Origin of the sequence: Xanthomonas euroxanthea (assembly GCF_903989455.1) — a bacterium.
GTDB classification, from domain to species: domain Bacteria; phylum Pseudomonadota; class Gammaproteobacteria; order Xanthomonadales; family Xanthomonadaceae; genus Xanthomonas; species Xanthomonas euroxanthea.
Map to the genome: position 1 here is coordinate 3,087,634 of NZ_LR861803.1, position 17,545 is coordinate 3,105,178.

A 17,545-nucleotide genomic window follows, 5' to 3' on the forward strand; every position below is an offset into this window, starting at 1 on the left:
CGGCGCCGCCCCTCTTAACAAAAAATCAACACCGCGCGAATTCTGGGTAACTTTGCCCTTAACGAACACATGAGTCAAGAATTACCGGCGCCCCTTCGCAGCCGTTGTGCGACGACCGTCACAACCTGATGGAAAGCGTTTTCACGTCTGACTTGGGCAGCAAGCGCGCGGTGAAATAGCGGTCTTCGTAGTAGCGGATCTTGTCGCATTTCACCGGATGCGGGATGCCTTCGTACAGGAAGACCTCCTTCTCGTTGCCCATCGCCTTCAGCTCCTGCGGAAGCATCAACGCACGCCGCTCCTCGGAAATGCTCCGGGTGGTTTCCCTGCCACGAGTGACGTTCTTCTTCTTGATGGTTGTGTAGCCCAACATCTCGGAGTAGTCGTTCGCATCCTGCTGCTCGCGCGGCGCGTAGAGGATCTGCAGGGCGTGGTTGGTGATGATGGTGCGCGACAGATCCTTGCCATAGGTCGCATCCAGCTGCGCCATGCTCTGGATGATGGGCAGCAAACGAAGGTTGTAGCCCGCCATGTAGGCAACCGCAGTGGCGATGATGTCGACCTTGCCGATCGAGGTGAATTCGTCCATCAACAGCAGGCATTGGTATTTCAGCTCTGGATTGGACTTCGGCAGCTCGCGCGTGTTGAGGTTGATGATCTGGCTGAAGAGCAGATTGATGATGAGCCGGCTTTCGGCCAGCTTGTTGGGCTGGATGCCGATGTAGATCGTCATCTTCTTCTTGCGCAGATCGGTGAGCAGGAAGTCGTCCGCGCTGGTTGCCGCATCCAGGACCGGGTTGATCCATGCGTTGAGCGGCTCTTTCAGGGTGCCCATGATGGACGCGAAGGTCTCATCGGCCTGGGACAGCATGTTGGCAAATGCCGAGCGCGCATTGCTGCTGAGGAACCTGCGCTCGGACAGCGACTTGAGGTACTTCTTGAGGTCTGTGCCATCTCCCGACGACAGGCGGTAGATGCCGCCAAGCGTGGGAGCCCCTGCCCCGCCCGGGAAGCCGAGCGACAACTCTTCGTCCTGGTTTTCGAACAGATACAGGGCGAACGCCATAAAGGCATTACGCGCCTGACTGACCCAGAATTTCTGGTCATCCGACCCGTCCGGATACAGCATCGCGGCGATGCTCATCAGATCCGACACACGAAAGGCGGGGTCGCTGGACACATAGGTCAGCGGATTCCACCGATGCGTACGACGGTCTTCGGCAAAAGGATTGAAGAGGAACACATCATGCCCCTGACTGGCGCGCCAGCCACTGGTGAGGTCGAAGTTCTCCTGCTTGATGTCCAGGACCACGACCGATTCCTGGTACTCCAGCAGGTTGGGAATGACCACGCCGACGCCCTTGCCGGAACGCGTTGGCGCAGCGAGGATCACGAACTGTTGCCCGCTCAGCCGTACAAGCTTGCCGTTGAACTTGCCGACGACGATGCCGTTACCACTAGGCTTGAAAAGACCGTTCTTGGAAAGGTCTGCAGCTCCGGCAAAGCGCGCATCGCCATGCAGCGCCCGTGCCTTCGGCTTGACCAGGAGCACGACCGTAATGGCCCAGATGATCCCGGGCAGACCAAAGCCAAGAATGCCGGACATCTTGATCTTGGTTGCGTAAGGCGCCACTTCCGGCAAGCCCAGCGCCTTGACGTAGCGGTAGTAGGTATCCCAGGCGTACAGCCCGGTATCGAGCCGCAACAACAGAAGCGTCAGATACCCGGACAGGAAATATCCAACAAGCAATGTCACCAGGGTGGCGACTGCAATTAGTTTGGCTTTGGACAAGCGCCCCTACTCCTTGGCTTACTTCTCAACGGCAATTAGCGACGGACGACGGGCTTGTGATCGACCAGATCCGCCTTGCGTCCGCCTCTCTCGCTCTCGACGAGCGAGTCGATCCAGACTCTGGCTTGATCCAGCGACAGGTCCGGCGTGAGCCGGGTTCCGGCATCCGTCACGACGGCGTAGGCAACTACAGCGTCAGGCGCGTAAGTATCCTCCCGGGTGATTGCCACGACACGGTACCCGCCCCTGGTCAGCACGGTGTGCTGATACTCGTCCATCGCCAGTCTTCCTTTTCGTCAGCGCGGAGGCGATGCTAAAGCAAGACGTGTGATGGAGAAAGCGGTTTCGGCGAAGCCGGCTCAACAGCGCCTGCTTTCGACGCAAGGCGGGGATCGGGGTGTGTCAGTGCTGGCGGAATTCGGTTGACACTTGAAGTGCTCTCAAAGCCACACACATGCCTGGCGATGATAACTCGCCTTTGTGGATGAGGTGCCCAGCTATGGGTGCGGTGCCCAGCGCCGCGACGAAACAACGTTGAACAGCGACCCGAGTCTGCCCCAGGAATCTCGACGCATGGGACGCAAAAGCGCCCGGCCTGCCAGGCCGGCGTGCAGCCGCCCGTGACGCCTAGCCGCTGCACGATGTTCGATTCAACACGCTTGGGGACGCCAAGGATGGAAGCGAAAGCGATCGTCGAAGACCTGGCAAAGGACGCACGGACGCTGCGAGCGCAAATGCATGAGCCAACCTGGTATTCGCGGCAGCAGTCGCTGCCGATGTTGAAGCCACTCAAGTCGCCATGCCGTCTGGACTTGGAGTGGTGGGCGGTACAGGGTTCGAACCTGTGACCCCTACCATGTCAAGGTAGTGCTCTACCGCTGAGCTAACCGCCCGTTTCCTGCATCAGCATTGCGCTGTGCAGGGCGCGCATTCTAGCGCAGGGTTTGGATCGCCACAAGCCCTCCCTGCATCCGCACTGCAACGCTGTCGCCCTGCCCTACGCCAGACTGGCAGCTTTCAGTTTCTGGATCTGGTCGCGAATCTGCGCGGCCGCCTCGAACTCCAGGTCCTTGGCATGCTGGTACATCTGCTGCTCCAGGCTCTTGAGCTTGCCGGCGATCTGGGCAGGCCCCATCGCGCGGTAATCGGGCATTTCCTCCGCCACCTGACGCGACTTCGAGCGTCCCTTGCCTGCCTTCTTCTCGGCGGCATCCTCGCGCGCACCTTCCATGATGTCGGAGATCGGACGCGCCACCGACTTGGGCGTGATGCCATGTTCCAGGTTGTACTCGACCTGCTTCTCGCGGCGGCGGTCGGTTTCGTCGATCGCGGCCTGCATCGAGCGCGTCATCTTGTCGGCGTACAGAATGGCCTTGCCGCGCAGGTTGCGCGCGGCGCGGCCAATGGTCTGAATCAACGAACCGGTCGAACGCAGGAAGCCTTCCTTGTCCGCGTCCAGGATCGCCACTAGCGACACTTCCGGCATATCCAGACCTTCACGCAACAGATTGATGCCGACCAGCACGTCGAACTTGCCCAGGCGCAGGTCGCGGATGATCTCCACGCGCTCCACGGTGTCGATATCCGAATGCAGATAGCGCACGCGGATGCCATGCTCGCCGAGGTACTCGGTGAGGTTCTCGGACATGCGCTTGGTCAGCGTCGTCACCAGCACACGGTCGCCAAGCTTGATGCGCTCATGGATTTCGGACATCAGGTCGTCCACCTGCGTTCCGACCGGGCGAATTTCGACCACCGGATCGATCAGCCCGGTCGGGCGCACCACCAGCTCGGTGATCTCGCCGGCGGACTCACGCAGCTCGTAGGGCCCCGGCGTGGCCGACACATAGATGCTGCGCGGCGAGCGCGCCTCCCATTCCTCGAAACGCAGCGGCCGGTTGTCCAGCGCCGAGGGCAAGCGGAAACCGAACTCCACCAGCGTTTCCTTGCGCGAGCGGTCGCCCTTGTACATCGCGCCGATCTGCGGAATGGTCACATGCGACTCGTCGATGACCAGTAGCGCGTCCGGCGGCAAATAGTCGAACAACGTCGGCGGTGGCTCGCCGGGTGCCTTGCCGGTGAGATGCCGCGAATAGTTTTCGATACCGTTGCAGAAGCCGACTTCGGCCATCATCTCCAGATCGAACTGGGTGCGCTGCGCCAGGCGCTGCGCTTCGACCAGCTTGTTCTGCGAGTACAGCTGCTCCAAGCGCTCCTTCAATTCCTCCTTGATCGTATCCACCGCACTCAGCGTGCGCTCGCGCGTGGTCGCGTAGTGCGTCTTGGGGTACACGGTGTAGCGCTGCAGCTTGCGCAGCGTTTCGCCGGTCAGCGGATCGAACAGGGTCAGCCGCTCGATGTCGCCATCGAACAACTCGATCCGCAGCGCTTCGGTGTCGGATTCGGCCGGGAACACGTCCAGCACTTCGCCACGCACGCGGAACGCGCCGCGGGTCAGTTCGAATTCATTGCGGGTGTACTGCAGGTCGGTGAGGTGGCGGATCAACTGGCGTTGGTCGATGTGCTCGCCCACCGACAGGATCAGGCGCAGCGACAGATAGTCTTCCGGCGCGCCCAGGCCATAGATCGCCGACACCGTGGCCACCACCAGCGAATCGCGACGCGACAGCAGGGTCTTGGTCGCCGACAGACGCATCTGCTCGATGTGCTCGTTGATCGAACTGTCCTTCTCGATGAAGGTGTCCGACGACGGCACATAGGCCTCGGGCTGGTAGTAGTCGTAGTAGCTGACGAAGTACTCCACCGCGTTGTGCGGAAAGAACGACTTGAACTCGCCGTACAGCTGCGCCGCCAGCGTCTTGTTCGGCGCCATCACCAGGGTGGGCTTCTGCACCTGCTGGATCACGTTGGCAATGGTGTAGGTCTTGCCGGAGCCGGTCACGCCCAACAGGGTCTGTTTGGCCAAGCCGGCCTCGAAGCTGGCGACCAGCTTGTCGATGGCGGCAGGCTGATCGCCGGCTGGGGAGTACGGGGATACGAGCTGAAAACGGTCGGTCATGGAGCGGATCTCGGGGGAGGACTGCACGAACGGCGGATGCCACTTTCGGTAAAAGTCTGACACCCAATCACTGAGAGCCGGCCTTACCTGGGCCATAGACGCCGTAGAGACTGCTTGCTCCGAGCCAGGGAGCAGGACGGTGAAAGCAGTGACTCGTTCGTGCGCAAAAGGGTACACGGCAGTACAGCTAGTGATCGTGATGGCGATCATCGGAATCATGGCGGCCATCGGCCTGCCTAGCTTCAATGCTTTGATCGAATGGCAGCGAGCACAGGCACGGGTTCACGTGCTTACCGTACATCTGGCGATGGCCAGGAGCATGGCCATCACGCATCGCCTGCCGGTTAGCGTCTGCCCATCCGTTGACGGCGAGAATTGCCGACCAGACAAGGACTGGAGCCGGGGATGGATTCTTTTCAAAGATCCAGCGCGTAGTGGGCAGCCTGCGGACGCAGGCTCGATCCTGCGGATCGAGCAGTATGCTGCGAGCGACAACATCAGCATCACTGGAACGATCGGCCGATCGCTTGTCCGCTTTCTTCCGAACGGCCGCAATAGCGGCACCAACATCACGATCAGCCTCTGCACGGGCGCGCAACGCCTGGCGGATGTCATCGTCAACAACTCAGGGCGGACGCGCTCTGTCCGCTACAGGCAACCAACCGCCTGCCCTGCACGGTGAGTTCCAGCAAAAACAAAGAGGCCGCGACTAGTCGCGGCCTCTTCAACATCTTGGCGCCCGAAGTTGGACTCGAACCAACGACCCCCTGATTAACAGTCAAGTGCTCTAACCGGCTGAGCTATTCGGGCGGGGAGGCGAATTGTACAGAGGCCTCTAAGCTACTGGCAAGTGTTTTTTTCAGCCGTGTGTCCATGACTCACCAGCAGTCGGCGACACTTCCTCCACTGGCAGACTTCGCCCCCGCCTGATTGAGCGAAAGCGTTCCGCACTTGTCCTTGGCTTGATCGCCTTGAGGCGTCGCAACGAGCGAAAAGGTAGACGACGTCGGTGCAGCCGCAAGGGAAAGCAGGTAGCGCGCAGCCCCCCCCTCCTTCGGAGACTGGGTGAACCCACCACTACCGCTCAGCGAGAAATTCGCAAACGTCCCGTTCACGGTATGGAACCGTTCCGCAACTTGAGCAAGCTCAACCAAATCAGCCTTCGCTTGAGCCCGACGAGACTTCCTGACTTGTTCGACGTAGGACGGATATGCCACTGCGGCAAGGATGGCCACTATTGCCACTGTGACCATCAGCTCGATCACAGTAAAGCCACTCGTTGAGTACGGATGGTCCGAAGTGTGGACAGTGCTACTCATTTGATTTGCCTCCACGATTGACGCCCGCAAGCGCGTGCCATGAACAGCGTCTTGGAGCCAGGAAGTGTAATCATCATCTGGCACTGCCTCGATAACGCGTTGGCAAGGTCACTACTGGAAGCATCCGATGTGAGAGGTCCCTGTCGAGGCACCGTCATCACAGCCACATCCTTTACCGGCGACGATCCTTCAGTCTTGAGCGCCACAGCCCCTGTGCCCGACGAGTATGCAGGACCAGCAGAGGTGCCAACTCTCACACCAGAAAGTTGCGCCGCCCCGGATAGCGCACTGAGTCCGTAGAGCCAATTGGTACCGCCTGGCAGACAGCCGTCCGTAGAGCCCGGCTGGAACGTAGGGAAGAAAACGATGCCGTTTTCGACTGCGGGATTTCCTACGAAACGCTCTCCTGCACCCGGCAAATCGAGATACCATCCCAAACCTCCTGCCGGCATGGCCATGGCGGTCGTTTCGCGGCTATCTCCTGAACTAGCGACGATTCTCTGCTGCAGGAGGTCGGCGCGCTGAATCGTAGTGGTGGTGCCGCGATCAAGCACACCATAAAGCGTCTGCTGAGAAGTATCCGACGCGTCACTTCGGAAAGAAAATCCACCAGTACCAAAGAACAGCATTACCCCGCCGCCCGGCCCTGCAGACGCACGCAACCCACCCAAGATAGCCTGGCGAGCTCCCTGAGCATCCTTGGCGACAAACAACGGCAGGGTTAGCGTTGCAACTGTCTCGGGAGTAGCGGGATTGGATGCAAGGCTACGGAGGTCAAATTTCCAAACAGCTCCAAGCTGGTCGGCTGCATAAACCGTATCTGCAGAACCATCGCGCCCGCTTGTGGAACCAGAAAAACGATCCAATACGACAATATTCCCTAAACCGTTTGCGGTATTGACGCCAGATTCAGCTGCGGGAAGTAGATTGACTCTCCCACTCAGAATATCAACCACAAACAGCACCGCTCTACCATTGGCACTTCCGTAACCATTCCCAAAAATCGCTTTCCATCTAACAGCACCGGATGAACTACGCACGGGGACAATGACAGGCTTACCTAACACGTTGCCGATATTTCGCGAAATTGCCGTGTTGGAATTTGAATCACTAAGCTCCCAAAGGCGACTTGCTGCCGAGAAACCAGAAGGGTTTGTAATATTCAGGGCAAATACACTTTTACCACCCGCGCCGGCAGTTCCTACAAGCGCCGTGGACCATCCATCGATACCAGATGCGACATCCGAAACAGCAATTGGCCCATCCACATAATAACGATGCTGGAAATATTGGTTATTTTTGTCAGCAGCATTGTAGGGAAACAGCAGATTCCCCATATGCCCCAAGGCCGTCTGCGGGATATAAGCAAACTGCTCGACACCACTGGTGGCATTAAATCCATGCAGCATCCCATCATTCGCGCCCACGTATACCATCCTCCTACCGGCTGAAGCCTTTGCCTTCAAGTAAGCGGCATAATTGTAGGGATCAAATTTATTAGAAGTTGCGTCATACATTGAGCGATAGCCGAAGTCATCTGTCGGAGATTCGATTACCGGAGTGGAATTGACAATATCCCCTAATCGCGTTGTACGTTTACGCAGCGGCGTGGCGGTAGACGTCTCCAAAGTTTGATTTCCTCGCAGGTAATCTATAGCCTGAGAAGCATCAACCTTTAATCGCGTTGTGATGACCGATTCAGTACAGGTGGACATCCCCGACGCGACATTGCTGCAAAGGTCAGCCAACTTCACGTTAGTAGAATTAAAAGACGCCACGCCCGTCGACGTACCATAGAAAATGGTACGAGCCGTGTGCTGCGGGATAAGCGCACTCGCCTCCCAGATATCCGCATAGGCAAGATCATCACTTACAGTGGAGGTGGCAACTCGCTGAGCAGTCAATTTACCGTACCAATCGGTACCGCTATTGAGTGCTTCATAGAAAGGAACCACGGTGAACGAGCCCGCACCAATACGCGATCCGGTAAGGGCGATACTCCCCGCCGGCGTAGCACCGGCGGCAACACTCGAAAGAATTCGGCGCATCGCGGCGGTCACTTCGTCCGGCGTCTTGGCATTAACGAACTCACCGCGGGAATTGATTGTTGCATGCCACAACTCGTCAATCACGGTTCCATCGTCCGTAAGGCTTGGGTTTGGGAGATCACCCCAGCTTGGCGGGTTCGCATAAGGATCTGCAGTTGATGCAGCGTTGACTTCGTAAATTCGCCCCTGAGCACCAAGCGTGATCCCATAAAAATTCATATGGAGATCGGATTCGCAGTCCATACGCTTCCAGTCTGGGCTGTTTGTAGCTAGGGTGGCGCAGGCATCAGGAGCCTTGACCCTGCCGGCTGCAAATGCGCCGCCAGTTCGCAGTGGCACACCGGAGCCCTCATAATACTTGGTAGCGAGATCGGCAATTGTGCCGGCGTACCCATCAGAAAACGGCTCGCTATTGAGTGCGCCGTCTTCATTATCGACTGACGAATCGTCACTGCTATTGGTGTAGCCGTCGGTAAACAACATACCTGCATTTTTCTGGCAGGATAGCTGCACCGGCGCACCAGCATCAGTACGTTTGAACTGTTCTCCAAGGTAGCCTACCGCGGAGCGATTCGGTGTACCGCCATTGAGCGTCAACGTTGTGATAACAGAATACAGATTTGGCCGCTCGTTAGGCATTTGATACATAACGACGTCGCTACTTCGAGAATTGATCGTAAAATATCCAATCCGCATATTATTAATGTTCGCCAGCGACTGGGTCATTGAACCGATCATGGCCAACGTGCGGTTACGATGGTATTGGAACCAATTTGCGTAATTCTGGATCGCTGCATTGTAGGCAGCAGCGTTATCGTAATTTTCCAGCTTAATTTGATATCGCCTTAAATTACAGCCTGACCCGCAAGCGTTCACCGCCAAAGGCCGATTTACATCAGCAATTTTATACCCGCTGGGCGCAGCACTCGCCGCAGGAAGATAGAATGTGGCCGGGAAATAATCAAAAGAATAGAAAGCATTACCTATTGCATTCCCGGAAGAATCATTATCCCCGTTATTCCGGTTACCACTGATGCCACTAAAAGTGCGCGAAGCCGTCGACCAACTGCTATTGAATCGATAACGCACCCCCGTGCCCGCAAGATTAGGCACCGCAGTATTTCTTGGGATATAGAAAGACTCAGTTGTCGATGATCGATTTGATGTCAGGTCATACACAACACCATAGGGAACTGTTTTATCTGACCTGGGATCAGCACGAGTCGCGGCAGGAGCGGCATTGTCCCAGAGCGTCCCATCCGCTTTTCGCCAAGGCAAATAGGTTGCAGAAGGATCGAAATACGTTTTATTGTACGTAGGTGATCGCGCAAAACCAAATTGATCGAGTGGTGGCATTGCGCCACCACCATACGCCTTGTCGTAATCCGCATGCGGAAAAAGGTAGATCACGCTACCAGTATTTATACTGCAATTATCACCTCCGGGATAAAAAACACCCGCACTTGAGAAAAAGCTCCTTGCGCAGGAATTCCATCGCATATTTAAATCGCCAATGCTTGTCAACATCTCGAACCCCATTGAATTCGAATCATCGACAGCCATAATGAATGCAGCCTGCGCTGGGCTTTGAGTGTTCATTGGCGCCTGGGCCAGATCCCCCTGCCCCTGCGCCGAGAGTGCCGAATAAATACCGTAAGTGCAGAGCATAATGGCTGCAATTACGGTCAACATCTTTAGATTAAAGTGACGAGCCAGCATATGCATGCCTCAAGGGCGAAAAATGGTGTCGACAGCAGCATCAGCGGCGTCGCTGTCAGCCCCGTCCGTATTGTAGGCGGTAACTTGATAGATAGGATTAGGATCCTCATTGATTGCCCCACCCATGCCAAGGCTGGAATTGCCCGATATACAAGGCCCTAGCAATCTGACATTCGTCCCGGCGCCGTTAGCAGGCTTTAGATCCATTGCCCAACCAGTCGGATCAAAAATCTGATCACAGGCTTTTATATCGGTAACTGCGGTGCACCCAGCGACATTGGTCCGGTTAATAAGATTCTCAACTCCACACTCGGTAGAACGGGCTAGTTGCTCGGCATTCTGAAATGCAATATTCGTGGACCGATAATTGAATGCCATACGCTCCTGCAGGCCTGTCACCTGCATTCCTGCGATTCCGAGCAAAGCAAGAAGAATCAACATGATCAGGGCGACATAGAGCACTGCCCCTGACTGATTACGTCTAGGTATCAGACATGGCCGCCGGCCTTGCTGCATGCTATTCAGACTAGTTTCCATACAGACGATTCCTGAGCGCCACTGTTGTTTCATAGACGCCTCGTATTCTTCCATCGGCGGAAGAAGGCGGAGCAAACTGCACTCCAAGCACACGCGGGCGATTTGCGGCAGCAGGTGCGGTAGCCGTGGCATTTTCAGGACTTCTCATTAAAAGTCCAATCTGGACACTGCCAACACGCCGCCATTGTGCAGCCACACCACCGAGAGTCGCAGCGGTGTTTTGCACATCAATGTAACCGCTTGGAGCATTTGACGTCAGATCCGTCACCCGATCCTGACCATATATGAACTGCAAGCTTTCCACGCCTTCAACCAGTTCCTCAGTGGTATAGCTAGCCCCGCCGTATCGGGCCCGGAAGAGTGCAGGCTCTCCGCCCGTATTTCTGGCGACGTAATAAACAAGTGACTCTGCCCGGTACAGGTTGGTCTGCCCAGTGGGCTGTGCGGAGTAGCGACCGATGGCCTTTCCTGCCGTCACCTCGCCCGTTGAAGCAGCAGTAGCAGATGCCTGGAATACGTCGGCATAGGTACAGTCTGCAACCCCGAATAGCTGGGGATTGGAGACGCCGTCCTGAGTAAAGGCAACCCATCGTGCGGGCGGCACCGTAAATTTTGTCGTGCTGGCGCCTGCAACTACCGTGTTAACGGGCGCACCTTGGGGTGAAAGAAAGCGCAAAACGACGATATCACTGCCAGCCAATGGAGAGAGCGCGGAAATTGACGTTGGCAGGCCAGGAGACCACCCAGCCGTGGGAGCACCAAGAGTTACTGAGTCAGACGGTGCGGTGCCGTTGGCCTCGTATCCCTGGATTGAGACTTTAAAATTTAGCGCTTGGTCCGCGTTGCTTGCGAAATTTGACTGCAATGCGTCAGCATTTTGGAGGTGAGATTGATCGCTTACACAGCCAAAATGTCCCGCCATCCGTATATCGCGCTGCAAGTAATCGATAGCGAAACGTGCATTTTCCTGCGTTCGTGCAAGACCTTCAGAAAGACGATATGCAGTTTTAGACGCGGCAAAAACCTGCAGAATGCCAAGCATCAACACCAAACCTATTACTAGTGCAATCATTAATTCAATTAACGATACGCCACTGACTCGTATGCGCCCGTTCTTAAAACCGGTCATAGTTTTGTGCTCACGCTAAACTGCGTACTGTCTCCGCCGCGATCACTCCAAGTAAGCTGAACGGTAACCACACCGTTTTCAAACAACACTGTCGAACCGGCATTGTCTCCAAGCGTCCGAACTACCTCACACTTCCATAAAGCAACCATACTTGCTACGTCTGCAGCGCCAATCGAAGGGGTGCAGTTGGCTGCACTGACGGAACCGCTTGCAAAGGTCGCCTGGCTGGGAAAACTCGCGGCACTTAACCGATTGACGCGCATTTGGTCGAGCAGCTCGGTCGCTAGATTCGTGGCCTGGGTCCGAACAGCTGCGCTTTTCGACATGCGCACGCTAGTTGTCTGCAGCAGAGCAAAGCCAAGCAATCCGATAGCAAGGACGAGTACTGCGACAAGCACCTCGATTAATGAAAAGCCTCGCTGCGCCAACCTTAGGTGGGCACTCTTCGCAGTAGAAATCGACCTACTCATGTGCAGTTGCTCTTGGAAATTCGGATCTGTCCCGTTACACCCACGGTTAAGGTGCGTGCCAATTCAACCTCTCCAGCTTTGCAGCTGCTTGGTTGAATCAGAAATACTTGCGGTCCTTGCAAAGCCGTCCCGCCCGACCCGATGCCTCCAACTCTCCCGCGTCGATCAAACGTGAATTTACTAGGTGGAGTGCCTTTGTAGATTACGGCTCCCTTTCCTTGGCCATATCGAAGGATGGGTTCGTTGCCGTCCAGGTTTCCGTTTGCGTTGTCGTCACGCCATACGATCCAGCCATTGTCCCAGGTGCCGCTACAGCTGGTGCCAGTACTGGAGGGACATATGCCCGCGCCACTATTGGTCCGGACGGCCTCGCTCCGCCCGAACGAAAACGCGGCAAGGACCTCATTGGAGGTAGTGGCAACTTGATTTGACTGGATGACGCTTTTGAAACTGGGAAAGGCGATCGCTGCCAGAACCGCAACCACCGCGACGGTCACCAGCAACTCCAGCATGGTGAAACCGTGCTCTTGAAATGACCGAAATGACATCTACACGCTCCCCAGCGTTGGGAGCCGATCGTGCATCCCTCTGAAATCAAGTGCAATCAACAGGGGGACAGACGGTACAACGAGGGGGACGAACGATCTCGTCCCTCGCCTCAGCCTTAAGTCACCACCCGATAGCAAGGCCTGTAGTCTCCCGAAATCTTCATGCGGCGCTGTTCGACGAAGCCGCGCAGCAGTTCGTCCAGGGCCTGCATGATGTCCGGGTCGCCATTGATCTCGAAGGGGCCGAATTCCTCGATGCGGCGCATGCCGTTTTCCTTCACGTTGCCGGCGACGATACCGGAGAAGGCGCGGCGCAGGTCGGCGGCCAGCGCGGGCGCTGGGCGGCCGTGGTGCAGATCCAGGGCGGCCATGGCCTCGTGGCTGGGTTCGAACGGCTGCTGGTACTCGAGCGGGATGTGCACGGACCAGTTGAAGTAGTACGAATCCTTCTGTTCCTTGCGGTGCGCGCGCACCTCGTGGATGCCTTCGGCCATGCGACGCGCAACGGCAACCGGGTCGCCAACGATGATCTCGTAGCGGGAAGCGACAGCTTCGCCCAGGGTGAGCCGGATGAAGCGGTCGATCTGCTCGAAATACGGCGCGGCAATGGTCGGGCCGGTCAGGATCAGCGGGAACGGCAGGTCGGCGTTCTCCTCGCGCAGCAGGATGCCGAGCAGGTAGAGGATTTCCTCGGCCGTGCCGACGCCCCCCGGAAACACCAGGATGCCGTGTCCGATGCGGACGAAGGCTTCCAGTCGCTTTTCGATGTCCGGCATGATCACCAGGTGGTTGACGATCGGATTCGGCGACTCGGCGGCGATGATGCCCGGCTCGGTCACGCCGATGTAGCGCGTGTGATGCTTGCGCTGCTTGGCGTGCGCGATGGTGGCACCCTTCATCGGGCCCTTCATCGCGCCCGGCCCGCAGCCGGTGCAGATGTCCAGGCCACGCAAGCCCAGCTCGTAGCCCACCTGCTTGGTGTAGAGGTACTCGTCGCGCGAAATGGAATGGCCACCCCAGCACACGACCAGGTTCGGGTCCGACGGCTGCAGGATGCGCGCGTTGCGCAGCTGGCCGAAGACCGCGTTGGTGATGCCTTCGCTGGTGTCCAGATCCCCGCGCTGGGCTTCCAGCTCGATCGCCATGTAGGCCAGGTCGCGCACCACGGCGAACAGCAGCTCGGCCACGCCGCGGATGATCTCGCCATCGACAAAGGCCATCGCCGGTGCGTTGCTCAGATCGATACGGATGCCACGGTCCTGCTGGTTCACCTGGATATCGAAATCCGGATACAGGTCGCGCGCGGCGCGCGGGTCGTCCGACGCGCTGCCGCTGGTGAGCACGGCCAGCGCACACCGGCGCAACAGCTCGTGCATGCCGCCGCTGGAGGCGTCGCGCAGACGCGCCACTTCCGCCTTGGACAACACATCCAGGCCACCGCGCGGATAGATCCGCGCATCCACCACCGGCAGCGCCCGTGCTGCCGTACTGCTGAGTTCCATAGCTTGCTCCTGTCGTATCGCAGAACTTTAGCGTACTCACCCGCACAAAAGAAAACGGCCGGGTTTGCCCCGGCCGTTTTTTGCCTACTTCACGAGTCGCATTAGAACTTGTACTTCAGCGTCACCTGCATAGACCAACGCGACACGCCGGTGTTGCCCTTGTCGTTATTGTTCTCCTGCACCGTTGGTTCGTCGGTGGCGCCGGTGAAGTTGTAGATGTACTTACCGGTCGCAGGATCGATACCTGCATAGCTCGCCACTCGGGCGGTGGAATTGAAGCCGTAATCTTCGATGCGACCCCACTTCTTGTTGAGCAGGTTGCCGACATTCATGATATCCAGCGCCAACTCGGTCTTGTGCCCCTCGAACAGACCGGGCAGCTCCTGACTGACGTGCAGATCGAAGCTGTTCACCCACTTGGTACGGAATTCGTTTGCGGGGGCAATCTGTCCCTTGTACGCAGCCAACTCGGGATTTTTTGCGAGCCAATCGAAGAAGCTCTGCTCCATTGCTGCTCCACCCACCCATTGGACGTCACCAGGTCCATTCGGAACGTAGAACAGGTCATTAAAGTAACCGGCGCCGGAAGTAGAAGCTGCGTCGCCATTCAAGTCGTTGTAATAAATGTAGCTAAACGGACGACCTGAACGACCTTCGTAGAACAAACCCACGCTGGTGTTGTACTTACCGAAGAACGCCTTCTTCCAGTTGATCGAGCCAGTGATGCGGTCCTTGATCGCATAACGCGAATCGTAGGCAACATTTTCATTGGCAGTGCCGATCAGCGTGCTGCCCCAGTTCGAGGTGTTCTGCGAACTGGTCAGAGGACTGACTTCAGTGGACTCTGTGTAGGTGTAGGCCAGCGACCAACCCCAGGTTTCCGTAAGCGGCTTGTTCAACCCAACCGTGAACTGGGTACCTTCGCCCTTGTCGGTGTTGCGCATGAGCATCACGTCACCCATGTCGCTTGGACGATTGGCCTTGCCGCTTACGACTTGACCACCACCAAGGTTTTGACCGTTCTGTACGGAAGTATTGGCACCAGTAGAAGGCCGATAACCCGCCGCATTCCAGTACAACTCACGACCATCCTGGCCAATCCGGGTCGCCGCAACACCAGCCTGGTTGTACAGGTCCAGACGCTCAAAGTAGATCGCGTTATTGACCTTGGTGTACAGAACCTCAGCCGAAGCGACGATGCCATACCAGGGCAGCTCATGGTCGAAGGCGAGATTGGTCTTCCACACCGACGGCAGCTTGAGGTCAGGCGCCGCAATGTCAACGTTCTGGCGAGCACCTGCACCGGTCGACGGGATGTACGGAGGATTGGTATTCGGCGTAAAGATGCCAACTGGATTGTTCACCGTGTATTCGGTGTAGTTCAGACCGGTGTTCTGGTATACACCGGCCAGCCAGACATTTGGGGCGGCGCCACCGAACAGGCCCAGGCCGCCGCGCAGCTGGGTCGGACGGTCGCTGTCGAATGTGTAGTTGAAGCCGAAGCGCGGCTGCACTAGCTTGTCATCAGGCAACTGGGTGTTGTCGTATCCATACAGCGACATGATGCGCGGGTTGTATAGACGCTGATCGCTAAAATCGGGCATGTCGACGCGCACGCCGCCCTGCACGGTCAAATTGTTATTAACCGCCCAGCTGTCCTGGATGAACAGGCCAGTATTCTTAAGCGTGTACGCGGCTGGAATGTCGTCGTAACTGCCACCGGGACGCGGCGCACGCACAATGTACTGATTAACACGGCCTGCTGCGAAGTCATCAAGGTTATTGAACAAATATGCGCCATTGAGGTTGCGGCCATAATAGTTCAGCAAGTCATTGTCCGAATAGTCGAAACCGAACTTGACGGTGTGGTCACCCACATACCAAGTCGCAGCACCGAAAGCGCTCAACTCCTTGCTCTCGACTGCGTTTACGTGAGAATTCTGTTCGGTACCGAAATACAACGAATTGTTGGCAATCCCGCCGAAGCCGCGGACCTGAATTTGCGGTAAAGTCGAGTTCGGCTCGCGGATCGCAGAGTATTCCTTATGCGAAAGCTTGAATTCGGTGGAGAAGTTCTCGGACCAGTCGCTAAACAGCTCGCCCATCCAGGATTCATAGGTCTTCGGCTGCTGATACCAGAAGGTACTCAGCGAGACAGCGCTATTGGTGATCTGCGGGAAGCGGACAACGTTCTGCTCAAGCTTGTTGTAGCGCACAGCGGCGCGATGATTGTCGCTGATGTTCCAGTCCATCTTCAGCGCATATTCTTCGACTTCGGTCTTATTGGCAGGCTGGCTCAGCGAACCCGCATCGAAGCCATAGCCGGTTGCGATCTGCTGCGCACGAGCGATGTCGGCATCGGTGATGCTGCCTCTGCCATACGGAGAATCAGTCAGGCTGATACCCGGCGCCGAACGCTCCATCTTTTCGTAGTTGGCAAAGAAGAACAGCTTGTCCTTGACGATCGGCCCACCCAAGGTCATGCCATAGGTCTTTTCATCATCGAAGCCATTGAAACGAACGCCTTCCAACTCCTTGCGGACCATATCCTTGTCGCGATACGCGTAATACACGGTGCCGCCAAAGTTATTGGTACCCGACTTGGTTACTGCATTGATTACTGCGCCGGTACCGCCAGAAATGGTGGTGTCGTAATTGGCGACATCGATATTGATTTCCTGGATGGCATCCATCGACACCGGCTGACGCTCGGTCGGCAGGTTATTGGACTCCAAACCAAACGGATCGCCTGCACCAATACCGTCGATACGAATAGCGTTGTAGCGCGTATTTTGACCGCCCACCGAAATTGCGCCGTCGGCTTTGCTGACTTGCGAAATACGCGGATCGAGACGGATGTAATCTTGGATATTGCGATTGACCGACGGCAGCGATTCGATGGTCTCGCGAGACACGTTCGTGCCGGTACCCATCTTGTAAGCGCTAAACAGGTCCGAGCCACCGGCGGCAGCCATGACTTGGACGGCCTCAAGATTAGTGGCCGCGATGTCACCCGTCAGATCCGCGTTTACCGTATTGACCTGATTGAGGTTCAGGTACACGCCCTCTTCCGTCTTCGTCCCTTCACCCGACTTGGTGATGGTGATGGTGTACGGCCCGCCCACACGCAGGCCGCGCGCGTTGTAGCGTCCGCTGGCATCGGTGGTGGCGCGGCTGACGGTTCCCGATTCGACGTGGGTGATCGTCACTTCGGCATTCGGCACCGGCTGACCGCCGCTGCTGGTAACCAGGCCAGCGACGCCGGCAGAGGTGCTCTGAGCGAACACGGGGGCGGCGGCGAGCGCGGCAACAAGGCCAAGCGTCAGCTTGGACATGCGAAGACAACGGGGGTGGGTCATTTCGGTAGCCTCGATACAGGTTGGGCAGTGACAAAAAGGCGCAGTCAGCCCAACCGTTCCCGGGGGTGGGCTGCCGATGATCTGGGGTCCCTCGCCGCGCGGC

The 17,545-nt window shown here is 57.1% G+C and carries 12 protein-coding genes and 2 tRNA genes; 1 reads left to right on the forward strand and 13 read right to left on the reverse strand.

Annotated features, from left to right (window positions below; genetic code table 11):
• Positions 1-118: 118 nt before the first annotated feature.
• The 4 genes from H7A86_RS12890 to uvrB all read right to left on the reverse strand — a co-directional run bounded on the left by H7A86_RS12890 (position 119) and on the right by uvrB (position 4,811).
• A complete protein-coding gene (locus H7A86_RS12890; protein WP_119131332.1) occupies positions 119-1,792 on the reverse strand; it encodes a type IV secretory system conjugative DNA transfer family protein in 1,674 nt (557 codons plus the stop codon).
• A 35-nt stretch (positions 1,793-1,827) separates the two neighbouring features.
• Positions 1,828-2,070, reverse strand: coding sequence for a hypothetical protein (locus H7A86_RS12895; protein ID WP_119131331.1), 243 nt, complete (start codon positions 2,068-2,070; stop codon positions 1,828-1,830).
• Between the two features lie 540 nt (positions 2,071-2,610).
• A tRNA-Val gene (locus tag H7A86_RS12900) sits at positions 2,611-2,685 on the reverse strand.
• A 104-nt stretch (positions 2,686-2,789) separates the two neighbouring features.
• Positions 2,790-4,811 (reverse strand): excinuclease ABC subunit UvrB, encoded by a 2,022-nt coding sequence (uvrB, locus tag H7A86_RS12905; protein ID WP_102253869.1) that lies wholly within the window; start codon positions 4,809-4,811, stop codon positions 2,790-2,792.
• A gap of 139 nt (positions 4,812-4,950) precedes the next feature.
• Between uvrB and H7A86_RS12910 the strand changes: the two genes are divergently transcribed.
• Positions 4,951-5,493: a GspH/FimT family pseudopilin gene (locus H7A86_RS12910; protein WP_164740952.1), complete on the forward strand. Its 543-nt coding sequence runs from the start codon at positions 4,951-4,953 to the stop codon at positions 5,491-5,493.
• A gap of 51 nt (positions 5,494-5,544) precedes the next feature.
• On the opposite strand, the gene H7A86_RS12915 is transcribed toward H7A86_RS12910, so the two are convergent.
• The 9 genes from H7A86_RS12915 to H7A86_RS12955 all read right to left on the reverse strand — a co-directional run bounded on the left by H7A86_RS12915 (position 5,545) and on the right by H7A86_RS12955 (position 17,442).
• A tRNA-Asn gene (locus tag H7A86_RS12915) sits at positions 5,545-5,621 on the reverse strand.
• A gap of 68 nt (positions 5,622-5,689) precedes the next feature.
• Positions 5,690-6,130 carry a type IV pilin protein gene (locus tag H7A86_RS12920; protein WP_180707882.1) on the reverse strand — a complete coding sequence of 147 codons (441 nt, stop codon included), beginning with the start codon at positions 6,128-6,130 and terminating at the stop codon, positions 5,690-5,692.
• The gene (locus H7A86_RS12925) at positions 6,127-9,870 is read right to left on the reverse strand and encodes a pilus assembly protein (RefSeq protein WP_232099095.1); all 3,744 of its coding nucleotides are present in this window, start codon (positions 9,868-9,870) and stop codon (positions 6,127-6,129) included. Before H7A86_RS12925 ends, H7A86_RS12920 begins: the two co-directional genes overlap by 4 nt.
• Positions 9,871-9,906: 36 nt before the next feature.
• Positions 9,907-10,338, reverse strand: a complete 432-nt coding sequence (locus tag H7A86_RS12930; RefSeq protein WP_232099096.1) for a pilus assembly PilX family protein — start codon at positions 10,336-10,338, stop codon at positions 9,907-9,909.
• A gap of 85 nt (positions 10,339-10,423) precedes the next feature.
• Positions 10,424-11,563 carry a PilW family protein gene (locus H7A86_RS12935; protein ID WP_119131328.1) on the reverse strand — a complete coding sequence of 380 codons (1,140 nt, stop codon included), beginning with the start codon at positions 11,561-11,563 and terminating at the stop codon, positions 10,424-10,426.
• Positions 11,560-12,033 carry a type IV pilus modification protein PilV gene (gene pilV, locus H7A86_RS12940; RefSeq protein ID WP_119131327.1) on the reverse strand — a complete coding sequence of 158 codons (474 nt, stop codon included), beginning with the start codon at positions 12,031-12,033 and terminating at the stop codon, positions 11,560-11,562. The genes H7A86_RS12935 and pilV overlap by 4 nt, the downstream gene beginning before the upstream one ends.
• Complete coding sequence (locus H7A86_RS12945; RefSeq protein WP_180707883.1) at positions 12,030-12,545, reverse strand: GspH/FimT family protein; 516 nt, start codon at positions 12,543-12,545, stop codon at positions 12,030-12,032. The genes pilV and H7A86_RS12945 overlap by 4 nt, the downstream gene beginning before the upstream one ends.
• 152 nt (positions 12,546-12,697) lie before the next feature.
• Positions 12,698-14,083 carry a nucleotide 5'-monophosphate nucleosidase PpnN gene (gene ppnN, locus H7A86_RS12950; RefSeq protein WP_119131326.1) on the reverse strand — a complete coding sequence of 462 codons (1,386 nt, stop codon included), beginning with the start codon at positions 14,081-14,083 and terminating at the stop codon, positions 12,698-12,700.
• 101 nt (positions 14,084-14,184) lie between these two features.
• On the reverse strand, positions 14,185-17,442 hold the full coding sequence (locus tag H7A86_RS12955; protein ID WP_119131325.1) for a TonB-dependent receptor: 3,258 nt from the start codon (positions 17,440-17,442) through the stop codon (positions 14,185-14,187).
• Positions 17,443-17,545 lie beyond the last annotated feature (103 nt).

Bases quoted from the DNA above. Each gene is read 5' to 3' on its own strand.
- pilV (WP_119131327.1), bottom strand. From the start codon at position 12,033: ATGAGTAGGTCGATTTCTACTGCGAAGAGTGCCCACCTAAGGTTGGCG.
- H7A86_RS12930 (WP_232099096.1), bottom strand. From the start codon at position 10,338: ATGTTGATTCTTCTTGCTTTGCTCGGAATCGCAGGAATGCAGGTGACA.
- H7A86_RS12955 (WP_119131325.1), bottom strand. From the start codon at position 17,442: ATGACCCACCCCCGTTGTCTTCGCATGTCCAAGCTGACGCTTGGCCTT.
- H7A86_RS12935 (WP_119131328.1), bottom strand. From the start codon at position 11,563: ATGACCGGTTTTAAGAACGGGCGCATACGAGTCAGTGGCGTATCGTTA.
- H7A86_RS12895 (WP_119131331.1), bottom strand. From the start codon at position 2,070: ATGGACGAGTATCAGCACACCGTGCTGACCAGGGGCGGGTACCGTGTC.
- ppnN (WP_119131326.1), bottom strand. From the start codon at position 14,083: ATGGAACTCAGCAGTACGGCAGCACGGGCGCTGCCGGTGGTGGATGCG.
- H7A86_RS12945 (WP_180707883.1), bottom strand. From the start codon at position 12,545: ATGCTGGAGTTGCTGGTGACCGTCGCGGTGGTTGCGGTTCTGGCAGCG.
- H7A86_RS12920 (WP_180707882.1), bottom strand. From the start codon at position 6,130: ATGAGTAGCACTGTCCACACTTCGGACCATCCGTACTCAACGAGTGGC.
- H7A86_RS12925 (WP_232099095.1), bottom strand. From the start codon at position 9,870: ATGTTGACCGTAATTGCAGCCATTATGCTCTGCACTTACGGTATTTAT.
- uvrB (WP_102253869.1), bottom strand. From the start codon at position 4,811: ATGACCGACCGTTTTCAGCTCGTATCCCCGTACTCCCCAGCCGGCGAT.